The following is a 24935-nucleotide window of genomic DNA, read 5'->3' as shown; positions in this document are numbered from 1 at the left end:
TCAGATGTGGTTTGAACAGGTGCTTTCATGGTTCTATACTATAAATAACACTTTATCTAATTAAAGCGGTGGCTAATACCGCAACAGCCGATATGCATGCGGTGATGATTGGGAGCGCGCGGTTGTTCGGACTAAATTCTTTTTCTTTCGATTTGTCAGGTTCAACATAAACGATGTCGTTCTGTTTCAATTGAAAATAAGGAGAGTCATAAACGTTTTTATCATTTAGGTTGAGCCTGGTCATATTGCGAACACCATTGGTCTCGCGAATTACCAGAACATTATTTCTTTTTCCATATACGGTCATGTCTCCCGCCATCCCTAAGGCTTCCAGTAAGTTAACCTGGTTACCCGGAACATTAAGTGATGCTGGTTTGTTCACCTCACCGATTACAGTAATTTTGAAGTTCACCAATTCAACAGTTACCACGGGCGATTTTATTTGTTTCTTTAATTCTTTGGTGATTAATTGTTGTGCCTCGTCTATTGTTAGCCCTTCAACAGGGATCTCTCCCAGCAAGGGTAAGTTGATCGCTCCGTTACTGTTGATCTTAATAGAGGCCTTTCCAGTCGATACATTGGTGTTGCTTGTACTGCCACTACTCGAATTGGCGAATAATACATTATACTCTGTATTCAAGCTGTTAACAGCTATACTTAGCTGATCATTCTTTTGAAGTCTTAGCTCAGTATCACTTTTGACTCGGCTATTTGCAACTTCAGAGAGATTACTAAAGTAAACAAGGTCCCGTTGAGGCGAGCAGGCCAGGAGAATCGTTGAGATGGATAAAAAAAGACACAGATTTTTCATTTTGATTGAGACTAAAATTTCACTAAATGATTATTCTTTTTTTTGTAGAATAAAGTTATAGAAATTATACACCAAGAAATGTGAGCTCAACTAGGTTGTATCTCAAATTGTAAATGTTTACAGAAAAGTTCACTAAATGAAGTACATTGTTGTACATAAGTTTACAATGTTTGATCCATATCCTTTACAATTTTTTACAACCTGTTTATTATTCTTTACATGAATATTTCCAGCTAATTTTGTTAATTCAGTTTAAGCAGGTGCTGCGTTAGTTTTTTATATGTAAAAACAAAATAAATAGGCTGGTAATAAATAACTTATACTTACGTTGTGTTTTTTTTGAAAATTTATTTAGAAGAATAAATTAATAATTCTATCTTTGCACCCTCTTCAAACAGAAGATGATTCCGTAGCTCAGCTGGTAGAGCATTACACTTTTAATGTAGTGGTCCTGGGTTCGAATCCCAGCGGGATCACCAGAATATAAGCCTCACAGAAATGTGGGGCTTTTTTATTAATTGAAACTCAATAATGTACGGTCAGGTTCACGAAAATTCAGTATTCTCCCCATTTAGCGAGTCAACCGAAATTACTGAACTGGCTGCCAACCTAAGTTTTTCCCTCGAAACCGAGCTTCATCCACTTTGTCAACTGGCAGCAACCCAACTACAGTTTCATTTGAAGCATCAGCAAGACTGGGAACATAATTTTGGTTTGTTAGCAGGAGTGGAGGGAGCTGTGATCGGAAAAATGTTTGGTGTACTGGTCGTTCGCAATAAAGAAGGAAAACTCGGATATATCGCCGCATTTTCTGGCAAACTGGCGGGTAGAAATCATCACGCTAAATTTGTTCCGCCAATTTTTGATGGATTGGAAGCCGGAGGTTTTGTAAATGCTGGAATGGAAGAGCTGAGTCGTATTAACGAAAAAATCAGAAAACTGGAAGAGTCGATAGAAACTCCTGTTCTGCTTCAGGAAATTCAATGTTTAAAGACATTAAGGAAAAATCACTCTACGGCATTACAAGATCAAATATTTGAGCAATATAACTTTTTGAACAAGGCAGGCCAATCAAAAAATCTGATGGAAGCATTTAGGCACACTGCCGCTCAGAAACCGCCGGCAGGTGCCGGTGAGTGTGCCGCTCCAAAACTGCTTCAATATGCTTTTTTGAACAAAATGGAGCCTCTGGCAATGGCCGAGTTTTGGTGGGGACTATCTCCTAAGTCGGCCTATTGGAAACATGGAGAGTTTTATGCACCATGTCGCGAAAAATGTGCACCTATACTTGCACATATGCTGTCTTAATAAAACCTCTTTAGCACTATTATCATTAAGCTGATGCTATTTGTGTGATGTATCATTTCAAATAATGACCGTTATCATTGTTTAAGGTGTTGTAATTGAGGATTTTTGCTTTAAAAACAAATTCTGCTTAATGGACTATATCAAGAGACTTAATGAAATGGGCATTAATGATATAAATGAGGTTGGAGCAAAAAATGCCTCCCTGGGAGAAATGTTTAAACAACTCAATCCGGAAGGAATGGTCATACCAAGGGGTTTCGCAGTTACGGCTTCCGCATACCGACATTTTCTTCATTTCAATGAATTAACCTGGCCACTTTCCCAATTGATGAAAGAATTAAACAGAAGTGATTACAATAATTTGTCTGAAATTGGAAAACAGGCCCGGACATTAATTATGTCCGGACGGCTAACCAATGCTATAGGTATGGCCATTATCTCTACTTACGAATCAGTTTTTGAACATCGCAACCAACTGGTTGTTGTTCGCAGCAGTGCAATTGCGGAAGACTATCCTGAAATAGATTTTGCAGGTCTTCACGAATCCTATTTAAATGTTAAAGGAAATTATGCATTGTTATACAGTATTAAACAATGTTATGCATCTCTTTATAGTGACAGGGCTATTAGGTATAGAGAGGACAAGGGCTATGGACATAACAAAATATTTCTCTCCGCAGGGGTGCAGGAAATGATTCCTGCAGACATCGACAATTCCTTCGAATTCACTGAATAAGACGGATTTAAAATAGCAGAAACTAAACTCCTGGTTAAGTGTTTTTAATTAAATGCTTAAAATCAGTTTCTATGAAAAGATTTGCTACCCTATTACTCATTTGCTGCTCTTGTATGACTGCCTTTTCTCAAGGGCATTACTCGGGCTCGTCATTTAATCCCGGTGATTATTTTGCACCACATCCTGGTTGGATTATACCAGTTTGGTACGGATTTGCAAATATGGATTATTACAATGGTGCGGGTGATAAATCAGATGTATTGATTAATCCGGCTCCAGATAACCCAACTTCGCTTAATATCAAACAAAATGTAAAAACACATTCCTTTATCCTTATGGCTATTTATGGGGGGAAAGGCAAAGTATTAGGTGCCGACTGGGGGATGATGATCATTCCGACTTTAAATAGTCCGACCGCCAATATCGCACTTGACTATTATTCCAGTCAGACGGGTTCTGGTACTTATGTTTTTACCAATAAAAGTTTAGGTTTTGGTGATATGTATATCCAGCCTGTTTGGCTTTCCTGGACTAAAGGTAAATTTAACTATGCATTGAATTATGGTGTTTGGGCGCCTACAGGCAAATATGAAGTTGGTAGTCTTGATAATGGAGGACATGGCTATTGGTCTCATAATATTAGAGTTGCAGGAAGACTTAATACAGATACTAAAGTAGGTATTACTTTAGCTGCTACAATGGAAATGAACAGCTGGCAAAAAGATACAGATTTTAAAGAAGGGAGTCATTTGACTTTTGATTTAGGAAGTACCTATCTGTTAAACAACAGGGGAGATATGGTTGGGTTGTTTAGTCACTATACCAGTCAGATCAGTGATGATAAAGGTACAAATGGCGGTTTTGTTTCAGATCGTATAGCTGGTTTGGGCGGATTTGTTTCCTACTGGGTTACCCCAAAGAAAATCGGGCTGATGGCTAGGGTGACGCAAAATTTTGCAGCAAAAAATAGATTTGCAGGCACAGCGGTACAAGCTGGCGTTAACATTTTGATCCCAAGTGGTTCGCATTAAATATGACATACAATGATATAACATAAGAAAAGGGGTTTATTAACCCCTTTTCTTATGTTATATATTCGCGTTAATTAAGATGTCGAATTACTGAATATAAACAGTTTTGATGTTTACAAACTCGTGAATCCCGAATAATCCCAGTTCACGGCCATATCCCGATTGATTGATTCCACCGAAAGGTAATCTTGGGTCAGATTTTACCAATGAATTTACAAAACACGATCCTGCCTGTAATTTCGTTTTTGCTATTTCCTCAGCAAGAGCATCATCTTTAGTAAAAACGGCGGCGCCAAGGCCAAATACAGTGTCGTTGGCTAAATTTATAGCTTCACTGGTATCTTTAGCACTGAGTATAGCTGCCACTGGGCCAAACATTTCTTCACTATAAGCTGGCATCCCTTTTTTTATCCCGGTTAATATTGTTGGTTTATAAAAAGCATGATTGCCATTCAAAGAAGGGACCTGGCCACCAAGTATGCATTTAGCACCCATGTCTATATTTCTTTGTACCTGTTGATGAAGCTCATCTCTTAAATCTGCCCGTGCCATTGGCCCCAGGTTTGTTGTCGCTTCAAAAGGATCGCCGGTAACGCGTTGTTTCATCTTTTCCATAAAAAGAGTAGTAAACTCTTTCTCAATCTCTTTTACCAGGATAAATCTTTTTGCAGAAATACAGCTTTGTCCATTGTTAATTAGTCTGCTGCTGGCACAGATATCCGCGGCGGTTTCCAGATCAGCATCTTCCAGAACAAGGTAGGCGTCACTACCGCCCAATTCGAGAACTGTCTTTTTCAAAAGCCCTGCCGCCTGTGCCGCAACCTTTTTCCCAGCCTCTGTGCTGCCCGTTAAAGTAACGGCTTTAACTAATGGATCTGCTATTACGTGGTTTACAGCCTTACTGCCAATCATTAAAGTTTGAAAAAGATGTTTTGGGAAACCGGCCTCAAGGACTAATTTTTCAATAGATAGTGCGCAACCCGGAACATTTGATGCATGCTTCAGCAAACCAGCATTTCCCGCCATTAAAGCAGGAGCAAGGAACCTGAAAACCTGCCAGAATGGGAAATTCCAGGGCATTATTGCGAGTACAATGCCTAAGGGTTGATAGCTGACATAACTTTTTGAAGCTTCAGTTGCAATTAATTGGTCCTTAAGAAAGTCGGTACCCTGATCTGCATAATATTTACAAACCGATGCACACTTATCGATTTCGGCAGCACCATCCTTAAGAGGTTTTCCCATCTCAAAAGCCATCAATTGTGCCAGATTGTCCCGCTCCTTATATAGCTGATCTGCTAGGTTGTTGAGCAAGGCAGCTCTTTGAGTAAAATCACTTTCCCGCCAGTTTAGCCAGGCTCTATGAGTATCGGCTATTTTATATATAACAGTGTCTTCCGAATCTTCTTTGTAGGATTGAATAATTTTTCCATCAATAGGATTAATAGATTGTATGTTCATGCTAACGAATTGTTTTAATTGAAGAACGCTGAGGAGTTTGTTTTGTTTGTGAGATAAAATAATTTGGCTTAGTAACCGTGGACTAATTACGTCCAAGTAAACTTACAATAATAATAGCCATACCAATTTCCTGATTTTTGTATAAGTACTCTTTAATAAAGCGTATAGAATTTACCATATGGGTATTTACAGTGGCAACCGAAATTCCCAGGATATTTGCCACTTCCTGATAAGATTTGCCTTCAATTTTACAAAGCGTAAAAACTTTTCGCCGCTGTTCAGATAGTTTATCTATCGCTTGCTGAATAATAGCGGCAGTTTCTTTTCCAATCAGGTTTTCTTCCGTTTGCATATAATAGTCAACAGCATTAATCAGCAAACGGGCGTGCAAACGCTTATCCTTAGAAACCCTACGGAAGTAATCGAAAACCAGATTATTTGCTATGGTATATAGAAAAGCCGTAAAAGAGTGTTCAGACTTTATGCTATTTCTTTTCTCCCAAACCTTAAGAAACAGATCCTGCAATAGTTCATCCGCAATAGACTCATCTTTTACAATCGCGTTAATTTTTCGATATAAAGGTTTGCTATAGGCAAGGTACAGATTATTAAAAGCTGGTTCGTAACCTTGTTTTAATTGTAGCAACAACAGCTTTAATTCGTCCTCCTCTAAAAATTTCATTAAAATATCTGCTTGTTGGTTCCTCTAAATTCTTGAATAGAAATTTGCTGATGTCAATGATAACTAATATTTTTTATTATTCCATTACAACATATAAATACATGTGTTATTAAAATTAAATGAACTGATTGTTAGGGTTTTGAAAAGTTTTTTTAAATAATTTTATAAATAGCTCAATGTATCAGGCTTTAGCTACGTATTTGTTTATATAGGCTTAACAATAAAAGCCCCGAAACATGGATGAATTAAAAGTACTTTTCTTAAAATACATGAATAACGGTTGTACAACAGCCGAAATCAAGCATTTGATGTTGTATTTTAGTGAAGCAACACATGAAGCGGAACTAAAGGAGCTCATCAATGCTGAGATCAAAAAGGATGCTGAAGCCGATGATGAAATATTAGACGCCCATATGTTGCATATCTACGATCGCTTAAAAATAAAGCTTGATGAAAGGCCTGTTGAAAAAAATACAATCCGAATTTTCAGCAGCTATCTGCGTTATGTTGCAGCTGCGGTTGTCTTACTGGCAGTGTCTGTTGGGATGTATTTTTATATCAACCAAAATAATACCCCTGATAAGTCAGCTCACGTTGCAGATAACCGGGGTAAGGATGTTGCTCCCGGTGGGAACAAAGCAATTCTTGTCCTTGCTGATGGTTCTGAATTATCGTTAACCGATGCCGATAACGGTGAACTGGCCAGTCAGGCGGGGATTAAGGTAAGTAAAACAGCAGATGGGCAGTTGGTATACGAGCTTTCAGAAGGTAAAGCAAGTACGCAGATGGCTTATAACACCATTAAAACACCTGTGGGTGGACAATATCAGCTTAATCTTCCTGATGGAACTAAGGTTTGGTTGAATGCAGCATCTTCCCTAACATTTCCTGCCAATTTTAATGGCAACGAACGGAAAGTTGAACTTAAAGGTGAGGCTTATTTTGAAGTAGCTAAACATATCGGTAAACCGTTTATTGTTTCCAGCGTCTCGTCAAAAAACGTACAGGAAGTAAAAGTTCTTGGTACTCATTTTAACATCAATAGTTATGAGAACGAAAGTGATATAAAAACAACATTACTTGAGGGGAGTGTCCAGGTTTCGGCTAAGACAGCAGTAAAAGTGTTGCAGCCAGGCCAGCAGTCGGTATTGGATAGAGGTAAGTTCAGTGTACAACAGGTTGATGCCAATCAGGCGATAGACTGGAAAAACGGGGATTTTATTTTCGCAGACGAAGGAATCCATAGTATTATGCGTAAGCTGGAACGTTGGTATGATATAGAAGTCGTTTACCAGGGCAATATACCCGAAACCGGTTTTGCAGGAGAGATCTCCCGTGGTAAAAAGCTATCGGAAGTATTAAAAGTATTAGAAATCACCAATGCTGTACATTTTAAGATAGAAGGAAGGAGGGTGACAGTTATGCAGTAAATTCTACACTATTGACCGGCAGCCAATGAATTTATAAAAAACCAGGAGTGCTTGGACCCACCCCTGGTTATAAAAGGCTTGTTTCGATCATCGCAATGTTGCACATTTTAATTAACTAAAACCAAACCAAAGACCCCCAAACCTAATCAGGGGCCTAAAATTCAAATGTATGAAATTTTATGCGCTAATTAAACGCAGGTATTTTGCCTGTATAGCTCAAACTATTTTCTGTATTATGGATTCGGCGTTAAACCTGGTTCGTCATACAGATAAAAGAAAACTGATTATGCGAATCAACTTAACCGTAATCCTGCTCACCACTTGTCTGCTTCAGGTAACTGCAAGTGGCTATGCACAGAAAATCAACCTAAGCAAGACTAATGTTTCTCTTGCGGAAGTATTTAAAGAAGTCAGAAAACAAAGTGGATATGACTTTGTGTATGCGACACCACAAATCAGGCTCGCCAGAAAAGTAGATGTATTTGCTCGTAACGCATCTTTGATGGAAGTATTGGAGAAGTGCTTTGCTAACCAGCCATTCACCTATGAAATACAGAATAAAACCATTGTCATAAAAGAACGTACGGAAAGCATTGCAAGTGCAAAGATGCTTAGGGGGACAGTTGTTGACCAGGCTGGTGGTCAACCGATACCCGGGGTCACCGTCATGGTGAAAGGAACTAAAATTGTAACCCAGACAGATGCTAAAGGTGCTTTTGTATTAAATGCTCCCGATGGTGCTCAGACCCTTGTAGTACGTTTCCTAGGCTATAAGACGCAGGAAATCGCAATCAGTACCTTTCTTGTTTTTAAGATTACCTTGGTAGAAGATCAGCAGTCGCTTGATAATGTGGTGGTGACAGGGGTATTTGAACGTCCGGTAGAGAATTTTACCGGTGCTGCAAAAACCATTAAAGGCGAAGACCTCAAAAAAGTTAATTCTAACAGCATATTCGCGGCAATTGCGGCAATGGATCCTGCATTACGTCTTGTTCCAAATAATGTAATGGGAGGAAACATTAACCAGTTGCCAGAAATTCAGCTAAGAGGAGCGAATTCAATTCCAAATTTAACCGGAGAATTTGCAGATAATCCGAACGCACCTTTATTTATACTTGACGGCTTTCAGGTTGGTGCACAGAGAATTTTTGATCTGGATATGAACATGATCAAGTCTGTAACCATCTTAAAAGATGCTTCTGCGACTTCAATTTATGGGTCAAGAGGGGCGAACGGTGTTTTGGTAATCACTACTGTAGCACCTAAGGCTGGTAAAATACAGGTAACCGTTAACAACGATTTCAGATTAAGTACACCAGATCTCTCCGTATATAGTGTACTTAATGCGGCCGAGAAATTAGACTTTGAAAAGCGGGTAGGCTTTTATACCTCAGATCAGGCCAATCGACAATTTATAGTGGATGAAATTTATAACAATAGAGCCAGAGCAGTAGCCAGCGGCGTGAATACTGACTGGTTGTCTTTTCCGGTTCAAACAGGCGTAAGTAACAGAACGTCAGTTTATATGGAAGGTGGTGATGAATTCATCAGATATGGTTTGCAAATGTCTGGTGATTTTCAAAGTGGGGTCATGAAAGGGCAGAACCGTAATAACTATACCGGACAGTTTGATTTGAGTTATAACGTAAAAAAGCTGCAATTTAGAAACTCAATAAGGGTGTTTCAAAATATAGCGAATGAATCGAATTACGGTTCGTTTTCTGATTATGTTCGGATGAATCCTTACTGGAAACCCTTTGATGAAAATGGTGTCCCGTTAAAAATTGTGGAAGACAATGAGTTTGGTGCCTATTTTAACCCTTTGTATGATGCCAGGTTAAATACCATCAACAAATCACAATATCTGGGTATTTCAAATAACCTGCAGGTAAGATGGAACATCGTACCTTCTTTGTTTGTTGAAACGGCTTTCAGTTTAAATAAACAAACTGGTTCTAGCGATGCTTTCTATCCGGCTCAACATAGCAGGTTTGAAGGTCAGTCCGACCTGAAACGTAAAGGTTCGTATGATGTGGGAAACAATTCATCATTGGGTTATGAAAGTTTAACTACTGCTAACTATAACAAATCAATTGGAAAACATTTGATTTATTCCACGTTAGGTTTCAATATAGCCAGTACTGCCAGCAATTATTACAACATATCTACAGTCGGGTTTCCGTTTGATAGATTAGATAATTTACTTTTTGCTACTCAGTATAAACCTGATGCCCGTCCAGGTGGCGACGAAAGTACAGTACGAAGATTAGGCTTGTTGGCGAATGCCAATTATGCTTATGATAACCGTTACCTGGCAGATTTCTCGGTCAGAAGAGATGGTTCATCACAATTCGGGGCGGATAAGCGTTATGGCGTATTTTGGTCAGCAGGTTTAGGCTGGAACATACACAACGAACAGTTTTTCAGAGAGAATTCTAATATCAACAGACTGAAATTAAGGGCGAGTTATGGTTCTTCAGGCTCCCTGAATATTCCAGCTTATCGCGCGCAGACACGCTATGCTTTCGGTGTAGATAACATTTATGATGGTGAACTTGGTGCCGCTATTATGGGCTTGGGTAACCAGGAGCTGGGTTGGCAGGATGTTAGGACATTGAATCTTGGTGCCGATGTAACAATGTTTAAAGAAAGACTGGATATGCGATTTGATTTTTATCGTAGTACAACAAACAATACAATCACCAGTGTTTCACTGGCGCCATCAAATGGTTTTGCTGATTATGCTGAAAATCTAGGTAAAATTCAGAATACCGGATATGAATTGAGTGCCAGGTATAAGATAATTGACAATAAAAAAGAAGGTATCATCTGGTCGGTAAACGTAGCTGGTGTAACCAATAAAAATATCCTGAAAGAGCTTTCTAATAAACTCAAGGCAAGTAACGATCGTGAAAATAAAAAAAGCGGCAATAAAGTCCCGAATATCATATTGCAGGAAGGACAAGCAATCAATACTTTGTTTGTAGTACCATCTTTGGGAGTAGATCCGATAACAGGCAGAGAGGTTTTTGTGAAAAAAGATGGAAGAACAACTTTCACATGGGATCCTGCTGATAAAGTAGCTGTTGGTGTTACCACACCAAAATGGAACGGTACGTTCGGTTCAAATTTAAACTATAAAGGTTTAGAGGTGGGGCTGATTTTTAGCTATAAGCTAGGTGCACACATCTACAATCAAACGTTGGTAGATAAAGTTCAGGCTGCTGATACCGAGTACAATGTAGATCGCAGAGCTTATGATTTGGGCTGGACTAAGCCTGGAGATGAATCGATGTTTACCAGATTTGGAACAACACCGGTAACGACATTTTTGAGCAGCCGTTTTGTGCAGGAAGAAAACATATTCAATCTAAACTCAGCTTCTGTTGGTTACAACTTTTATAAACATGCCTTTATAAAGAAATTGGGACTGAAAAGTTTAACAGTAACCGGCATCACAAACGATTTGTTTACTCTAAGTTCTATTCAACTGGAAAGAGGTACCAGCAATCCATTTGCACGTACTTATTCACTGTCCATAAGAGCAGGTTTTTAACATTAATGATCATTTATATGAAAATGAAAACAAAAATATTTGCAATGCTCGCTTTGTTCCTGGTGTTTTCAGGGGTTGGCTGCAAGAAATTCCTGGAAGTTGATCCTAAATCAACTATGGGGGAAGATCAGATTTTCAGCTCTGAAGTGGGTTTTCAGCAAGCTTTGATCGGCCTGTACTCGCAAATGGCGAGTCGGCAATTATATGGCGACAACTTGACTATGGGCTTTACCAGTATGATCGCGCAGAATTATAGCCCAACAATAAGTAGTGTATTTTCTTTTAAACAAACTGTTGCCTTGAATTTCAAAGGAACAGATGCAATCCCATTGATTTCAGGGATATGGACACAAGCATATACCACTATCGCCGGAGCAAACAATATTCTTGAAAAAATAGAGCAAAAACAAGGGGTTTTTACCGGTGATAACTACGCACTGGTTAAAGGAGAAACGATAGGTCTACGTGCCTATCTGCATTTTGATTTGCTTCGTTTATTTGGTGCCAATTTTGCAACCAACCCTGGCAAAAAATCAATTCCTTATCGTGACGAGCTGAATGCATTATCTAAGGTGCCATCAACCGTGGATGAGGTGTCTGCCATGATTTTGGCTGATCTGAAGATTGCCGAGGCGCTAATGAAAGGTAAAGATCCAATCAGAAATAATAAAAGCCGACGCTTTAAAATGAATTATTATGCCATTAAAGCCTTACAAGCCAGGGTATACCTTTTTAGAGGGGACAAAGAAAATGCAGCTGCTGCAGCAACGGAGGTTGTGAATTCAGGGGTATTCACACTCGCAAAATCCGACCAGTTAAATGCGGCTTCAGGTCGTCGTGACCGGACTTTCTCAACCGAACAGGTATTTGCAATCCGCGTTAGAGATATAAAAGATTGGGCCATAGATAATCGGGAACCTTATTTTAAACTTTCAAATAGCAATAGAAATTATCTTACCCGGACAAATGCCGATTTTCTAAGATTGTATGAGAATTCAAGTACAGATGTGCGTTATACAAAATTAATTGAGGCAGAGGCGCAAACTTATTTTTGTACCAAATACTGGCAAACATGGATCGCAGCTAATGTCGACGGTAAACTTGAGACTGAAGCCGACCGTCTGGATCAGACTGTGCCTTTAATGCGTTTATCGGAAATGTACTACATTTTAGCTGAGACAGCGGCTACTGCAGATCAGGGACTGATATTTTTAAATCTGGTTCGTGATGCGCGTGTAATTCCAATTATTCCTGCAGGCATTGCTAGTCAACGACTGTCAGATGAAATAATGAAAGAGTACCAAAAAGATTTTTATGCGGAAGGGCAGTTATTTTATTATTATAAAAGAAAACTAAGCACACGCATGCTTTTTAGTACAAAGAACCTTACTGAAGCGAATTACATTGTTCCTGTTCCGGAAAATGAACTTGAATTTAATCCAAACTATAATTAAAGCAAAAAACATGAAGCAACTATCAATCATATTTGTGATGCTGATGATTTTTTCAGCTTGCAAGAAAGATCCCGAATCTAGCTATTCAGGACAAAATGGAATAACCTTTTACTATATGTCCGGCGCTGAGCAGGACAGTGTTAGTTACTCTTTCGTGCTTAATAAAATTCCTAAGTCAAAAGATACGGTTTGGGTAAAAATGCGTCTCGTGGGGAAGTTGTCTGATAAACCCAGGGAAATAAAAGTAATTGCAGGACCAGGTTCCACCGCCATAGCGGGTACACATTATATACTTCCTGATTATGTATTGCCTGCAGGCTCTTTTACTGTGAAATACCCTGTGGTGTTACTCAGTACTCCCGATCTGGACAATAAGTCTGTACGGTTGGTTATGAGGGTTGCCGACAGCAAAGATCTCGTTGCTGGTACAACTGGTCAGGCCGACCCATCTAGTGCCAATACCATTCAATTTAAGGTCAACTTTAGCAATAAGCTTATTAAGCCGGACTACTGGGGTTACATCGCAGGTTATATAGGTGAATACAGTGATGTGAGATATCAGTTTATGATTGATGTTTTTGGTACTCCCAATTTCAGACCGGATAGCAAAGGTGGGAGTATTGGATACCCTCAATGGTTAAACATTCAGGCAAGACTCAATAACGCGCTCGATAAATATATCAGCCAACATGGTCCATTGATTGACGAGAATGAGGAAGAAGTAGTTTTTCCGGCATTTTAAATGAAAAGATATGCAAATTAAACACATTACATTAACTGCAGCAATTTGCTGCACGCTGTTGTTTGCCTGTAAAAAAGACAACAATAACTTTAAATATAAGGAACTTAATGAGCTTAACATAAAAGGCCCGGAAGGAGTGCTTACGGTTGTGCAACGGGATATGCTCCGGATTGCTCCTGTAATCAGTGAATCTAAATCGGGGAGTGGTCCATATATCTATAAATGGGAGATTTACAAACCAGAAGATTTAGCTAGCTGGGAAATTACACCACTTAATCCGGCGAATACTTCAACAACCCTTTCAACAAAGAAAGATTTGGAAGTAGAGGCTTTGCAAGCTCCGGGAAATTACATTATTCAGTATACCATTACAGATACAAAAACAAATTTAAGGCAATCCGTACGTTTTCCTGTTACTGTAAATGGTAAATACTATGAAGGCTGGATGGTGATGTCAGAGAAAGCAGGTAAACCTTTGCTTTCGTTTGTCCGCAAAGATGAAACTGTTTTTCCTGATGTAATTAAGAGTTCTAACCCAGATCTTGTTATAAATGGTAAACCTTTGGCTGCTTTTGCCGGAATACAAACTAGTTTGCAGGAGGTAAGCGTGTTTACTGATCAGGATATGTACCGCTTCAGTGCCAACGACTTTGCATTTAAAGATAAATCAGCAGATTTATTTGAAACTCCAATTAGTCCTGTTTCAAGTCCGTATTATGCAGTCAATTCAATCGATTTTGATCAGTACGTGGTAAGTAATGGAAGTGTGTATGGTTCTGTAACCCCAGCTATGGGAGCTGCCAGATATTCTGAACGGTTTAATGGGCCTGCTGACTATTCGGTATTTCCATATTTTATGAGCGGTAGCTATGCCTGGGCATTGTTTTACGATAACAATGGTAAGCGTTTTTTACAGGCGGGATACAACAGCAGGGTATTTACTACTTTTGCCAGCAGTACCGATCCGAAGGTTCCATTTCAAATGAATGATGTAGGGAAAACTATGGTTGGAGGTGATAAAGGAGGTAGTAATGAATGTTTCCTGGTCATGAAAGATAATGCAGCCTACTACATGTATACCATATTACCCGACAAGAGTCAGATGGCAGGAGTTACACATGAAATGATCGCTGCTCCTGATATTGCGCTAGCTAAATCATTTGCTGCCTCCGAATTGAACAGGCACCTGTATTATGCGGCAGGTAATAAGATTTATCTTTATGATATTCTTGCTGAATCAGCACGTGTTGTTTATACATTTCCAGCCAATACCCGCATTAAAGACTTAAAAATGTTTAAGTGGCAAGGCTGGGGGCCGTCTACAGACCCATTGTATAACAAACGAATGGTGGTAGCTACTTACAATGGCACTGAAGGAGAACTTTATTATCTGGATGTATTGCCAATAGGTGACATTGCCAATGGTACCTATACTAAGAAGTTTGGTGGGTTTGGCGACATCACTCAAATCAGCTACCGTCATCCAAACATGTAGTAAATTAAATTCTAAAATTATAATCCATAAGAAATAATCAGTGATGAACACTAGAAACTTAATCGTTGCGGCCTGTCTGGCATTTCCTGCTGTAGCAATGGCGCAGCAAAATACTTACCATATTAAAGCAAAATTTAAAGATCCCAATACGAAAGGAAAAGCCTATTTGTATTATTACAAAGGTGAAAAAAACGTTAGAGACAGTGCTGTAGTTAACAATGGCGCTTTTGAATTAAAGGGGCAGGTAGAAGGTATACAGCAGGCGCACCTTGCATTTTACAATACCGGGGTAAAAAGCGGAAATGCCAAACAAAGAGGAAATGATGGCAGATCTGTTTTTTTGGATAACAGCACCATGATGATTAATGTTGTTGATTCCATTAAAACAGCTAAAATTACAGGCTCAGATGTGATGAGCCAATATGAAGTATATCAAGGTGTTGTAGGAGTTGCGGAGAGAAACGTAGAAAAGCAGCGATCTGCTTATTATAAGCTAAGTCCCGAGCAACGTAAAGACAAGGCTAACCAGGAGAAGCTGAATAAGGAAAGTGACATTGCCGATAAAAAACTGGACGAAGCCATGCTTAGTTACATTAAAAATAACCCTGATTCATATTTCAGCCTGGAGGCTATAAATAAAATAGCGGGTTCTTATTTCGATGCAGCTAAAGCGGCCCCATTGTACAAGCAGCTTACTGCCCGCTTACGCAATTCAAAGGAAGGTAAAATGATAGGTGTAAACATTGAGGGCGCCCTTGCTACTGAACCAGGTAAAATGGCTCCCGATTTCACCCAAAAGGACGTGAACGATAAACCGGTACGTTTATCTGATTTTAAAGGTAAATATGTCCTCCTTGATTTTTGGGCTTCCTGGTGTGGACCTTGTCGGGCCGAGAACCCTAAGGTTTTAAAGGCTTATAATGCTTTTAAAGACAAGAACTTTACCGTGGTAGGCGTTTCTATAGATCGTAATGATATGAGAGCGGCATGGCTTAAGGCAGTTAAAGACGATGCATTACCATGGACACAGCTCGTAGATCCTGATCATACCGATCCTAAATCTGCAAGTAATTTATATGCCATTAAGGCGATTCCTTCGAACTTTTTAATCGATCCGCAAGGTAAAATCCTTGCTAAGAATTTAAGAGGGGAAGAATTGGAAAAGAAGCTTGCAGAAGTGATCAAATAATTTTAACAAAATTCTAAGTTTTATCTACCTATGAAATGACAATAGTAAAATTCTTTTACTGTTGGAGTTAACAAAAGAAAAAGGGCCAGCAATGGCCTTTTTTATGCAGCTCCGTCACGATGGAGTTACAAATGCAATTCTGCAATTACAAGTTAATAATTTAGCTTTACACCAACTTATTAAACATAACAGATGAAACCATCATGATTTTTCAAACCACACAGTGGGATGAATAAATCTGATAGCTTCATCACAACTGAAAAACAAACTATATACAGATGAAAAAAATAATCTTTTCTGTGCTGGCTGCGGCACCATTATTTGCAGCTGCACAAGATTCTGCATTTACTTTAAAAGGTAATGTAGCCAATGTAAATGCTCCAGCTAAAGTTTACTTAATGTCTTTCGGTGGTGGTCGGACCAATATTGATTCTACCGTAGTTAATAATGGAAAGTTCGAGTTTAAAGGAACGGTGAAAGGGCAGATTTATTCCCGCTTAATTTTAGATCACAAAGGACTTGGGCTAAGGGATGTGAGAAGTAGAGGCGACTTGTTGAATTTTTACCTTGAAAGCGGGGAAATGATTATAAATTCAGCAGATTCTATCAAAAAAGCTGTTATTGTAGGCTCAAAGATCAATAGCGACAATCAGAAATTTATAGCAATGGTAGGTGATGGAAGCAAAGAACGCAAAGCTGCCAGTGCCGAGGAAAGAACTGCATTAACAAAGTTGAAAAATGAAAAAACAATGCAGTTTATCGCAGAAAACCCAGGGTCTCAGATCAGCTTAATTGCGTTAAAGGAGGTTGCAGGTTATGCAATTGATGCAGCTAAAATTGAGCCGCTATTTTTAAAATTGTCTGCAAACGTACGGAACAGTGAACTTGGTAAAGAGTTTACTACTGCTATCAATAAAGCTAAGAAAACGGCAGTTGGTATGAAGGCTCCGGATTTCTCACAGAATGATGTGAACGGAAAAGCTGTTAAATTATCTGATTACAAAGGTAAATATGTATTGGTAGACTTTTGGGCTTCATGGTGTGGCCCGTGTAGAGCAGAGAATCCCCATGTATTAAAAGCTTACAATGCCTTTAAAGATAAAAACTTCACCGTATTAGGTGTTTCATTGGATGATGCAGGTAAGAAAGATGCATGGTTGCAAGCAATAGAGAAAGATGGTATGCCCTGGACGCAGGTATCTGATCTTAAAGGCTGGAAAAACGAAGCAGCTGTACTTTATGGTGTAAGTGCAATTCCGCAGAACTATCTGATTAATCCTGAAGGAAAAATCATCGCTTCAAACTTAAGAGGTGCGGCACTAGAAAAAGAACTGGAAAGATTAATTAAATAGTCGATAAACAGTTGATGATAAAACAAGGAAGGCCGGTTTAACCGGCCTTCCTTGTTTTATTTCTCCATTACTACTTTTAACTTGTCCAGGCCTCCTTGCAAATCTTTACCCAGCATACTCTCCATATCCATAAACAACAGCATTAAGTTCATTGGATAAGCCATTCTGCCTTTAAAGCCCCATTTTACATGAGTTTGGTTTGCGCCCATACCTTCGGTTTCCATATAGGCGTCATCTTCAGCCTCAAAAGGTTCCTTAAAGCGTAGTTTCATATCAATCCTATCACTTTCTTTAATGTTTGTGATCTCCTGCTCACCCTTGCCTACATTTTTATTGGTACTTTCCCAGGCAGAAATAAAACCAACAGTTCCGTCAGTACCGGTATATGTTTTTTTCATCGCCGGATCAATATTGTTCCAAACGCTATACTGATCCTGGTTCTTAATATGTTTAATAAAGTCAAAAACTTCCGACTCGGGCTTGTTAATCGTAACCTTTCGCTCAACAGCGTAATCCTTTTTGACAAATAATGCAACAATTAGTGCCAGAACCACAATTCCGACAACAGTTAGTAATAGTCCTTTTAAAATTTTCATATTGATATGGTTTAGTGATGGTTTTGTTGCTTAATTATCTAGCTTTATCTGTGCCTATAAATGAAATTCTTTTATATATAGTATTTAGGTTTTGCTTATATAAAGATGATTAAATTTCAGAGAAATTTCCAAATTCATTTTAAGCTATTTTTTAAAAAATCGGCAGGGATATTGCTAAATAACTACTATATTTTAAACTGTTAACACAAAAATTGAATGATGAAGAAATTGATGATAGTGGTTTTGTCGATTGTAGCAACCTATCAAAGCTATGCCCAGGAAAGCACTACAGGTTCTGCTAATAAAAAACCAGTAGCTGTACAATTGGACAAGACACCTGAGGCCCTGGGCATTTCACAACAAACAAGAGACAGGGTAAAAGCAATCGCTAATCCTCCGGTAAACATGGCACTTTTTGCGGTCGACAGACGGCAAGATGGCGACAAAGCGAATTCTGATGTGATCATGATCGTCTCGATTGATCAGCAAACTGGAAAAGTTAAATTGTCATCTATTATGAGAGATACTTATGTGAAAATTGATGGTCATGGTATGGATAAAATTAATGCAGCTTATGCACTTGGGGGACCTCAGCTTGCTATAAAAACTATCAACCAGAACTTTGGAATGGACATTAAAGATTATATCAACGTGGATTTCTACACTGCTGCAAAAATTGTTGATGCATTGGGTGGGGTAGAAGTAAATGTAAAAGAACCTGAGATTTCATTCCTGAATACTTACCTCGATGAAATCGCTGTTTATGAAAAAATACCTGCCATCCATGTTAAAAGCGCAGGACTTCAAAAATTGAGCGGTCGTCAGTCTGTAGCGTATACCCGTATCAGAGGAGTGGGTAATGGCGATTACGAAAGAACCGAAAGACAAAGGTCGGTGCTGGTTGCATTGTTCAGTAAAATGAAAAATTCAGGACCCGAGGTGTTTCCTGTTTTCGCTTCACAAGTATTGCCGAACCTGGAAACAAGTATGGCCCCTATGGCATTGATGACCTTTGCAGGCAGTGTTTTGAACTCAAAAAACAAGGTAGTTGATCAGGCACGATTTCCACTGGATGGGCAAAGTGTGGGTAAAAGAATCAACAACATCTGGTATCTTACTACCGACTTAAAGGTAACAACCAATTCTGTTCACAATTTTATTTATAAAGGTATAAGCCCGGCTGCTAAATAGCAGGGCTTGCTTCTTTTTCTGGCTTAAAATGATATGTATTTGGCATTTTATGATAACTTTATCATGATTAATGCAGTTAGTTTTGAAGATTAAACCGAATATATGTACGAAGACAGAATATTGAGGAGCGAACTTACTAACAAGATCATCTCTTCCGAACAAGCTGCGGCCTTATTTAAAGATAAGATGGTAGTAGCGTCCAGTGGTTTTACAAAGGCTGGCGATAGCAAAGCGGTTTTAATAGCCCTGGCGGAACGGGCTAAAACTGATCCCTTAAAAATAACACTCATGACAGGTGCCTCATTGGGGCATGGTACAGATGGTGCGCTGGCTGCGGCCGACGCACTTTCTCTGCGTTTACCCTTTCAGGTAGATCCCATTTTGCGCAAAGCTATCAATAATGGCGAAGTGCTCTTTATCGATCAGCACCTGGGCGAGACGGCCAATCTTTTGAAAGCCAATAATTTTCCAACGATAGATATAGCGATACTTGAGGCAGCATGTATATTGGAAGATGGAAGCATTATACCTACAACATCAGTAGGGAACACTGCTTCTTTTGCAGCATTGGCCGATAAAATTATCATTGAGATTAATACTACTATACCACTTTCCATCCGTGGTTTGCACGATATATTTTCAACCGGAACTTATCCGAACAGACCTGTAATGCCTATTGTTGCGGCAGACACAAGAATTGGCCGCGATGCCATTCCTGTGAACCCAGCGAAAATAGTTGGAATCGTAATTACTTCTAAAACCGATAGTCCGGCCGAGATTGTTCCACCAGATGAGGCAACAAAAGCGATTGCCAGGCACCTGGTCTCATTTTTTGATAATGAGGTTAAAATTGGCCATCTAAGTAAATCTTTACTTCCGTTACAGGCTGGTATAGGTAAAGTAGCCAATGCAGTATTACATGGTTTTATGGATGGTGAATTCGAAAACCTAACCATGTACTCGGAAGTATTGCAGGACAGTACCTTTGATTTACTGGACTCTGGAAAAATGACCTTCGCTTCAGGGTCGTCTATTACTGTTTCAGAAGCTTACTATGATAAAATCATGAGTAACCTAGATGGATATAAGGGGAAAGTGCTGTTGAGGCCTCAGGACATTAGCAACGCAGCTGAAGTGATTAGGCGACTGGGCGTGATCACCATAAATACTGCTCTTGAATGTGATCTTTATGGAAATGTCAATTCAACACACGTTGCAGGTATAAACATGATGAATGGAATAGGTGGTTCCGGAGATTTTGCCAGGAATGCTTATTTAAGCGTTTTTGTTACCACATCTTCCGCAAAAGCGGATGCTATATCTTGTATCGTACCTATGGTTTCACATGTGGATCATACTGAGCATGACGTAGACATCATTGTTACTGAGCAGGGGCTGGCCGATTTGAGAGGATTAGCACCAAGACAACGGGCACGTGTAATTATCGACAACTGTGTTCATCCAGATTACAAGGCCGGGTTACAGGATTACTTTGAAAGAGCCTGTGAACGTGGCGGACAAACACCTCACATATTAGAAGAAGCATTGAGCTGGCACACCTGTTTAAGAGAAACCGGCTCAATGAAACCTGCCGTACTGAAATAAAAGCGCCTGCTATTTTTTAGCTACAAAACGTTCAACCTGATTTTTTATTGGATTGATGGTTTGAAGATAGGCGTACATCGCTGCTAAATCAGTTTCTTTCATTTTTCCATACATTGTCCATGGCATAACCGTTTGAAACTGATTTTTAGCCAGTTCACTGCCACTGTCGGGCTGTGCATGCATCTTAAACTTATTGATAAATTGCTCACGCGTCCAGTTGCCTATTCCCGTAGCTTTATCAGCGGTGATGTTGAGGGAGTAAACTGTTCCCGTAGGCATTAAGAAGTCTCTGCCACCGGCAAATTCCATCCCTTTAACGTTACTGCCTTTGTCCTGTTTGGTGTGACAATCCACGCAAGCAGCGGCATTAACCAAATAACCACCATATTTTATAGTGTCGGAAGGTGAAGGTTTAGTTGTTAGTGCAGCAGGAACCGGTATGGTATTTACGATAAGATTAAGTGGTACATTCAATCTTCTTTCCGGGATGTCTGAGGCTTGCTCCGGCAAGGTGCGGATATAGGCAATAATATCATAAATGTCTTCCTTATCCATTCTACCATAAGCAGGATAAGGCATTATATTCATTAAAGCACGGCCATCTTTAGTAACCCCCGTGGTAATTAATCTGAAAAGTTCACCATCTGTCCAGTTTTTTAAGTTAAAAGGAGTGATGTTTGCAGAGTATACGGCACCTGGAAAACCAATGCTTTCGTCAAATTTTTCTCCTCCTTTACCTATAGAATGTGCAAGGGGTGGGCCTGCAAATTTTGTCCAATCTCTTTGCGAGTGACAATCTATACAAAGCGTAACATTATTGGCCAGGTACCTGCCGCGTTCAATACGTTCGGCCGTGGCGTCAATTTTTATGTCGGGTGCATCGCCAACGTTCGGCAAAGCAAATTTCACATAGCTCAATGAGCCAACGACAATAAATAATATCAGTAAAATGTAAATTAATGGTTTGCGGAGCTTCTTCATTTAGCGTTTGGTTAGAATTTAGCAATAATCAAAAATATAAATTTATTTTAAAGAAAAAAATAATATTTTTTTTGTAAGTTGGGCAGAAGTTGAATTTGAATTTACGTGCTGAGGGCTTATATTTGTAAAATTCGTCAATATTAAATTAAGCGATTTAACAGCAAAATGTTTAAAAAACTAACGGGCATAATTATATTACTTTCCTTTTTACTTGTAAAAAGCACCCCGTTGTTTGCTATGGATAACCATACGTATGATTTAATTGCCTGTTGCTCAGAACAGGGGACGGATGATACACCAGATACCGAGAAGGGAAGTCAGCAGCTGGAAATTACAGACGAAGACTTTACAGGTGATTATGTTGTTGTTCCGGGTTTTCTGATGCTTTTAAAAACGACTACTCCTTTTAATGATCCGCGTATCAATACGCCATATATTTCATTACCATATCCGCCTCCTAACGTCAGGTAAGCAGGGGATTGCCCCTTTCTTAGTAAAGTTGTAATTTAGGTTACAACAGATTTCAATTATTTCATTTATAATTCTATTTTATGAACTTTCCATTGTTTAAAAGTGCCATGGTGGGCCTTTTATTAAGCGCATGTGCTATAACTGCTTCAGCACAAAAAATCAATGAGCAGGAACTAAAAGTTAACGTAGGTAAGATTTCCAATTCAACACAACACCTGAAAAATCTGGAGCCGGTTACCTTTAAATACGATGTAAACAAGTACAAGCACCTTAAGTTGCCTGCGGGCGAACAATATGGCTTCCTGGCCAGTAATGTTCAGCCAGAATTTCCGGCAATGGTTTATGAAGCTTCAAAAGTTTACGAATCAGGTAAGAATAATTCAAAAGTTGCCAAATACAATGAAGTGCAGACAGAAAACCTGATTCCGGTACTGGTTGCGGCGATTAAAGAGCAACAAGCTGAAATAGAGCTTTTAAAGCAGGAGATCAAGCTGCTAAAAGCAAAATAAAGATAGTTTTTCCGTTTAGTGTTTTGGAAGATGCTGCCCTTTTTAAGGGCAGCTCTTTTTTTATGGCAGTTATTTGTACATTTTGTTGTAGTACTCATCTGCCATTCGGCCTGATTCAAACGCAGGAACTACATCCGCTACAGCTTGTTTAACTATGTTTAACCATTGCTGGTTGTTGTTGTAATAAGTAGAAACGACAGTTTGTTCCAGAGTATTCATCAGGTTTATGTTTTCGAGTTTGTCCTGTTCCTGATCTGACAGACCATCCGGAGCAGGTTGTATCAGGAAACAGTTGCTCTTGTCCTTAGCAAACTCAGGTACCCAGCCGTCGGGTAAAGACAGGTTGATACTACCATTCATTGCAGCACTCATACCGCTTGTTCCAGATGCTTCTCTATACATTCTGGGATTGTTTAACCATACATCAGATCCTTTTTTTAACAAAGCAGAAAGCTCAAGCTCATAGCCTGTTAACACAGCACAGTTTTTTAAAGGCATCGTGCGACTGATGATCTGGTTAAATAAGCCAATTGCACCGAAATCTTCCGGATAGGGCTTTCCGGCCCAGATAAACTGTACAGGGAAATCGGAGTTGTTGATCAGGTTAAGGAATCTATCCCAATCCTGCATTACCAGATCGGCTCTTTTGTAACCTGCAAATCTTCTGGCCCATACTATAGTCAGCACATCAGGATTAAAGAGCTTTCCGCATTGATCGGCAACAACTTTAAATAGTTCAGCTTTCATTTCCTTTTTACGCTGAGCTATTTCGGCATCCTTGCCGGTGGCTATCGCGTTGCCTATGGTTTCATCCTTCCAATATCTTTCATTTTGGGCATTTGTAATAGATGTGATTTCACATATTCCGGGATAATGAATCCACATATCTCTCGCTACTTTTCCATGTAAGGCCGATACGCCATTGGCTTTCCTGGCAAATTTGAGCGCAGCAAGTGTATAGCTAAAACTATTGCCATCCATGCCCAACAACGATTTTACTTCATGTTCCTGTAAGTGGTAGAAAAAAGACATTTCCTTTAACAGACTATATTTATGTTCTTCATTTCCGGCCATTTCTGGTGTATGCGTAGTGAAAACAACACGTTTCCGAACTTCCTCCAGGCTCTTGTGTTGGGCATACAGGTAAAAGTTAAGCGAAACGGAGTGACCTTCATTCATGTGATATACATCAGGGGCCATTTTTAAAATATCAAGCAACATTGCGCCACCAATTCCCAATACAATAGATTGGGCAATACGGGTAGTTTCATGCGGATCGTACAATCTATGTGTAATGGTACGCGATAAATAGTCGTTTTCAGGCACATCTGTGCTGAGCAGGAACAAAGGTGCTGAACCAAAAGTTTCTGGCTTTAAGAGGTACGCACGTACGTGTACGGGCGAACTGTGAACGGGAACGGTAAAAAGAATACCGGTATCCTGCAAATACGTGTATTGTTTTTCTACATAAGATGGCTTCATTAAGCCGTCTTTATCTCGTTGTTGGTCGTAATACCCATATTTCCATAGTATACCAACACCGATTAGGTTTTGTTTTTTTTGGTAAGCACTTCTTAAATGTGAACCGGCCAGAAAGCCCAGTCCTCCGCTGTAAATTTTTAGTGCCTGGTGTACCGCAAACTCCATTGAAAAATAAGCCACAGCAGTACTATACTGCGGATCTGGCTCGTAACCGAAAATGTCTTTTTTAGATAGCATGGCTTTAATTTATAAAAATTATGCTAATAAAAGGTTTACTAATCAATTATATGTTAGTATGCTATGATGATAATGTTTAGTTTTGATGTAGATGAAAGCTTTAAAACCCACTGTTAGTATTGAATATTGTCCTAAGTGCGGCTGGATGCTTAGAGCAGCTTATATGGCCCAGGAGCTATTGAGTACCTTTACTGATGAAATAACGGGAGTATTACTGATGCCCGCGGAAGTGGGGGGAGCATATGTAATTTGTATTGACGGAGTCGTTATTTTCGATCGAAAAGAAAAAGGTAGATTTCCGGAAATTAAAGAACTGAAGCAATTGGTGCGTGATATAGTTAGTCCGGAAAAAAGGCTTGGCCACAGTGATAAACTAGTTTAATTATACTCCGTAGTCTATTCGTTATTTATTTAAAATTAATTAATTTCGTTTAAGTGTGTTTATGGCTCGGTTACAGCACTGTATTTGGGTATCTATAACAGGGACCCAACAGGGATAAAACAGGGGGTTAACAGGGACTTAACAGGGGCAAATCCCTGTGGAATCCTTGGTTAATCCTGGTGAAATTACTGTAACTTAAAGACAATTATCGACTGACGGCAAAACTGCTTATTT

The 24935-nt window shown here is 39.3% G+C and carries 21 protein-coding genes and 1 tRNA gene; 16 read left to right on the top strand and 6 right to left on the bottom strand.

All coding sequences use genetic code 11. The features are described 5' to 3' along the window. Positions 1-52 precede the first annotated feature (52 nt). Complete coding sequence (locus tag R2Q84_RS01790) at positions 53-811, bottom strand: polysaccharide biosynthesis/export family protein (RefSeq protein WP_316814805.1); 759 nt, start codon at positions 809-811, stop codon at positions 53-55. Positions 812-1214: 403 nt separating this feature from the next. Here R2Q84_RS01790 and R2Q84_RS01785 point away from each other — a divergent pair. The 4 genes from R2Q84_RS01785 (at position 1215) to R2Q84_RS01770 (ending at position 3886) form a co-directional block, all read left to right on the top strand. Then, positions 1215-1290: transfer RNA gene (locus tag R2Q84_RS01785), tRNA-Lys, on the top strand. Between the two features lie 52 nt (positions 1291-1342). Further along, entirely contained in the window at positions 1343-2119 is a 777-nt protein-coding gene (locus tag R2Q84_RS01780; RefSeq protein WP_316814804.1) for a hypothetical protein, read from the top strand. Positions 2120-2249: 130 nt separating this feature from the next. Further along, positions 2250-2855, top strand: coding sequence for a PEP/pyruvate-binding domain-containing protein (locus R2Q84_RS01775; protein ID WP_316814803.1), 606 nt, complete (start codon positions 2250-2252; stop codon positions 2853-2855). A gap of 71 nt (positions 2856-2926) precedes the next feature. After that, positions 2927-3886, top strand: a complete 960-nt coding sequence (locus tag R2Q84_RS01770; protein ID WP_316814802.1) for a transporter — start codon at positions 2927-2929, stop codon at positions 3884-3886. Positions 3887-3973: 87 nt separating this feature from the next. Here the strand turns inward: R2Q84_RS01770 and R2Q84_RS01765 are convergent, their stop codons facing one another. Continuing rightward, the gene (locus tag R2Q84_RS01765) at positions 3974-5347 is read right to left on the bottom strand and encodes an NAD-dependent succinate-semialdehyde dehydrogenase (protein WP_316814801.1); all 1374 of its coding nucleotides are present in this window, start codon (positions 5345-5347) and stop codon (positions 3974-3976) included. A gap of 82 nt (positions 5348-5429) precedes the next feature. Continuing rightward, entirely contained in the window at positions 5430-6029 is a 600-nt protein-coding gene (locus R2Q84_RS01760) for an RNA polymerase sigma-70 factor (protein ID WP_316814800.1), read from the bottom strand. 236 nt (positions 6030-6265) lie between these two features. Here R2Q84_RS01760 and R2Q84_RS01755 point away from each other — a divergent pair, with 236 nt between their 5' ends. The 7 genes from R2Q84_RS01755 (at position 6266) to R2Q84_RS01725 (ending at position 17247) form a co-directional block, all read left to right on the top strand. Further along, entirely contained in the window at positions 6266-7459 is a 1194-nt protein-coding gene (locus R2Q84_RS01755; RefSeq protein ID WP_316814799.1) for a FecR family protein, read from the top strand. A gap of 169 nt (positions 7460-7628) precedes the next feature. Continuing rightward, positions 7629-11015: a SusC/RagA family TonB-linked outer membrane protein gene (locus R2Q84_RS01750; RefSeq protein ID WP_316814798.1), complete on the top strand. Its 3387-nt coding sequence runs from the start codon at positions 7629-7631 to the stop codon at positions 11013-11015. A 23-nt stretch (positions 11016-11038) separates the two neighbouring features. Beyond that, positions 11039-12469 (top strand): RagB/SusD family nutrient uptake outer membrane protein, encoded by a 1431-nt coding sequence (locus R2Q84_RS01745; protein ID WP_316814797.1) that lies wholly within the window; start codon positions 11039-11041, stop codon positions 12467-12469. A gap of 10 nt (positions 12470-12479) precedes the next feature. Beyond that, on the top strand, positions 12480-13211 hold the full coding sequence (locus R2Q84_RS01740) for a DUF4843 domain-containing protein (RefSeq protein ID WP_316814796.1): 732 nt from the start codon (positions 12480-12482) through the stop codon (positions 13209-13211). Positions 13212-13221: 10 nt separating this feature from the next. Beyond that, positions 13222-14706: a PKD-like family lipoprotein gene (locus R2Q84_RS01735; protein WP_316814795.1), complete on the top strand. Its 1485-nt coding sequence runs from the start codon at positions 13222-13224 to the stop codon at positions 14704-14706. Positions 14707-14749: 43 nt separating this feature from the next. Beyond that, on the top strand, positions 14750-15895 hold the full coding sequence (locus R2Q84_RS01730; RefSeq protein ID WP_316814794.1) for a TlpA disulfide reductase family protein: 1146 nt from the start codon (positions 14750-14752) through the stop codon (positions 15893-15895). A 278-nt stretch (positions 15896-16173) separates the two neighbouring features. Beyond that, a complete protein-coding gene (locus R2Q84_RS01725; RefSeq protein WP_316814793.1) occupies positions 16174-17247 on the top strand; it encodes a TlpA disulfide reductase family protein in 1074 nt (357 codons plus the stop codon). A gap of 56 nt (positions 17248-17303) precedes the next feature. On the opposite strand, the gene R2Q84_RS01720 is transcribed toward R2Q84_RS01725, so the two are convergent. Next, positions 17304-17843, bottom strand: a complete 540-nt coding sequence (locus R2Q84_RS01720; RefSeq protein ID WP_316814792.1) for an SRPBCC family protein — start codon at positions 17841-17843, stop codon at positions 17304-17306. Between the two features lie 216 nt (positions 17844-18059). Between R2Q84_RS01720 and R2Q84_RS01715 the strand changes: the two genes are divergently transcribed. Beyond that, on the top strand, positions 18060-19034 hold the full coding sequence (locus R2Q84_RS01715) for an LCP family protein (RefSeq protein ID WP_316814791.1): 975 nt from the start codon (positions 18060-18062) through the stop codon (positions 19032-19034). Between the two features lie 102 nt (positions 19035-19136). Next, the gene (locus tag R2Q84_RS01710) at positions 19137-20639 is read left to right on the top strand and encodes a succinate CoA transferase (RefSeq protein WP_316814790.1); all 1503 of its coding nucleotides are present in this window, start codon (positions 19137-19139) and stop codon (positions 20637-20639) included. A gap of 9 nt (positions 20640-20648) precedes the next feature. Here R2Q84_RS01710 and R2Q84_RS01705 read toward each other — a convergent pair whose 3' ends face one another. Continuing rightward, complete coding sequence (locus R2Q84_RS01705) at positions 20649-21620, bottom strand: c-type cytochrome (protein ID WP_316814789.1); 972 nt, start codon at positions 21618-21620, stop codon at positions 20649-20651. A 165-nt stretch (positions 21621-21785) separates the two neighbouring features. On the opposite strand from R2Q84_RS01705, the gene R2Q84_RS01700 reads away from it, so the two are divergent. Further along, positions 21786-22091: a hypothetical protein gene (locus R2Q84_RS01700; protein ID WP_316814788.1), complete on the top strand. Its 306-nt coding sequence runs from the start codon at positions 21786-21788 to the stop codon at positions 22089-22091. 80 nt (positions 22092-22171) lie between these two features. After that, positions 22172-22600, top strand: a complete 429-nt coding sequence (locus tag R2Q84_RS01695; protein WP_316814787.1) for a tail fiber domain-containing protein — start codon at positions 22172-22174, stop codon at positions 22598-22600. Positions 22601-22669: 69 nt separating this feature from the next. On the opposite strand, the gene glgP is transcribed toward R2Q84_RS01695, so the two are convergent. Further along, positions 22670-24319 carry an alpha-glucan family phosphorylase gene (glgP, locus tag R2Q84_RS01690; RefSeq protein ID WP_316814786.1) on the bottom strand — a complete coding sequence of 550 codons (1650 nt, stop codon included), beginning with the start codon at positions 24317-24319 and terminating at the stop codon, positions 22670-22672. 91 nt (positions 24320-24410) lie between these two features. Here glgP and R2Q84_RS01685 point away from each other — a divergent pair, with 91 nt between their 5' ends. After that, complete coding sequence (locus R2Q84_RS01685) at positions 24411-24701, top strand: SelT/SelW/SelH family protein (protein ID WP_316814785.1); 291 nt, start codon at positions 24411-24413, stop codon at positions 24699-24701. Positions 24702-24935: the final 234 nt, after the last annotated feature.

Origin of the sequence: Pedobacter nyackensis, assembly GCF_032678475.1 — a bacterium.
GTDB classification, from domain to species: Bacteria; Bacteroidota; Bacteroidia; order Sphingobacteriales; family Sphingobacteriaceae; genus Pedobacter; species Pedobacter nyackensis_A.
The sequence above is the reverse complement of the archived record's forward strand: the minus strand, read 5'-3'. Positions and strand labels throughout refer to the sequence as shown.

What these genes read in the sequence shown, in the direction of transcription:
- R2Q84_RS01720 (WP_316814792.1), bottom strand. Translation starts at nt 17,843, where the DNA reads ATGAAAATTTTAAAAGGACTATTACTAACTGTTGTCGGAATTGTGGTT.
- R2Q84_RS01730 (WP_316814794.1), top strand. Translation starts at nt 14,750, where the DNA reads ATGAACACTAGAAACTTAATCGTTGCGGCCTGTCTGGCATTTCCTGCT.
- R2Q84_RS01740 (WP_316814796.1), top strand. Translation starts at nt 12,480, where the DNA reads ATGAAGCAACTATCAATCATATTTGTGATGCTGATGATTTTTTCAGCT.
- R2Q84_RS01685 (WP_316814785.1), top strand. Translation starts at nt 24,411, where the DNA reads ATGAAAGCTTTAAAACCCACTGTTAGTATTGAATATTGTCCTAAGTGC.
- R2Q84_RS01715 (WP_316814791.1), top strand. Translation starts at nt 18,060, where the DNA reads ATGATGAAGAAATTGATGATAGTGGTTTTGTCGATTGTAGCAACCTAT.
- R2Q84_RS01755 (WP_316814799.1), top strand. Translation starts at nt 6,266, where the DNA reads ATGGATGAATTAAAAGTACTTTTCTTAAAATACATGAATAACGGTTGT.
- R2Q84_RS01750 (WP_316814798.1), top strand. Translation starts at nt 7,629, where the DNA reads ATGAAATTTTATGCGCTAATTAAACGCAGGTATTTTGCCTGTATAGCT.
- R2Q84_RS01705 (WP_316814789.1), bottom strand. Translation starts at nt 21,620, where the DNA reads ATGAAGAAGCTCCGCAAACCATTAATTTACATTTTACTGATATTATTT.
- R2Q84_RS01765 (WP_316814801.1), bottom strand. Translation starts at nt 5,347, where the DNA reads ATGAACATACAATCTATTAATCCTATTGATGGAAAAATTATTCAATCC.
- R2Q84_RS01780 (WP_316814804.1), top strand. Translation starts at nt 1,343, where the DNA reads ATGTACGGTCAGGTTCACGAAAATTCAGTATTCTCCCCATTTAGCGAG.
- R2Q84_RS01775 (WP_316814803.1), top strand. Translation starts at nt 2,250, where the DNA reads ATGGACTATATCAAGAGACTTAATGAAATGGGCATTAATGATATAAAT.
- R2Q84_RS01770 (WP_316814802.1), top strand. Translation starts at nt 2,927, where the DNA reads ATGAAAAGATTTGCTACCCTATTACTCATTTGCTGCTCTTGTATGACT.
- R2Q84_RS01790 (WP_316814805.1), bottom strand. Translation starts at nt 811, where the DNA reads ATGAAAAATCTGTGTCTTTTTTTATCCATCTCAACGATTCTCCTGGCC.
- R2Q84_RS01735 (WP_316814795.1), top strand. Translation starts at nt 13,222, where the DNA reads ATGCAAATTAAACACATTACATTAACTGCAGCAATTTGCTGCACGCTG.
- R2Q84_RS01745 (WP_316814797.1), top strand. Translation starts at nt 11,039, where the DNA reads ATGAAAACAAAAATATTTGCAATGCTCGCTTTGTTCCTGGTGTTTTCA.
- R2Q84_RS01725 (WP_316814793.1), top strand. Translation starts at nt 16,174, where the DNA reads ATGAAAAAAATAATCTTTTCTGTGCTGGCTGCGGCACCATTATTTGCA.
- R2Q84_RS01700 (WP_316814788.1), top strand. Translation starts at nt 21,786, where the DNA reads ATGTTTAAAAAACTAACGGGCATAATTATATTACTTTCCTTTTTACTT.
- R2Q84_RS01695 (WP_316814787.1), top strand. Translation starts at nt 22,172, where the DNA reads ATGAACTTTCCATTGTTTAAAAGTGCCATGGTGGGCCTTTTATTAAGC.
- R2Q84_RS01760 (WP_316814800.1), bottom strand. Translation starts at nt 6,029, where the DNA reads ATGAAATTTTTAGAGGAGGACGAATTAAAGCTGTTGTTGCTACAATTA.
- glgP (WP_316814786.1), bottom strand. Translation starts at nt 24,319, where the DNA reads ATGCTATCTAAAAAAGACATTTTCGGTTACGAGCCAGATCCGCAGTAT.
- R2Q84_RS01710 (WP_316814790.1), top strand. Translation starts at nt 19,137, where the DNA reads ATGTACGAAGACAGAATATTGAGGAGCGAACTTACTAACAAGATCATC.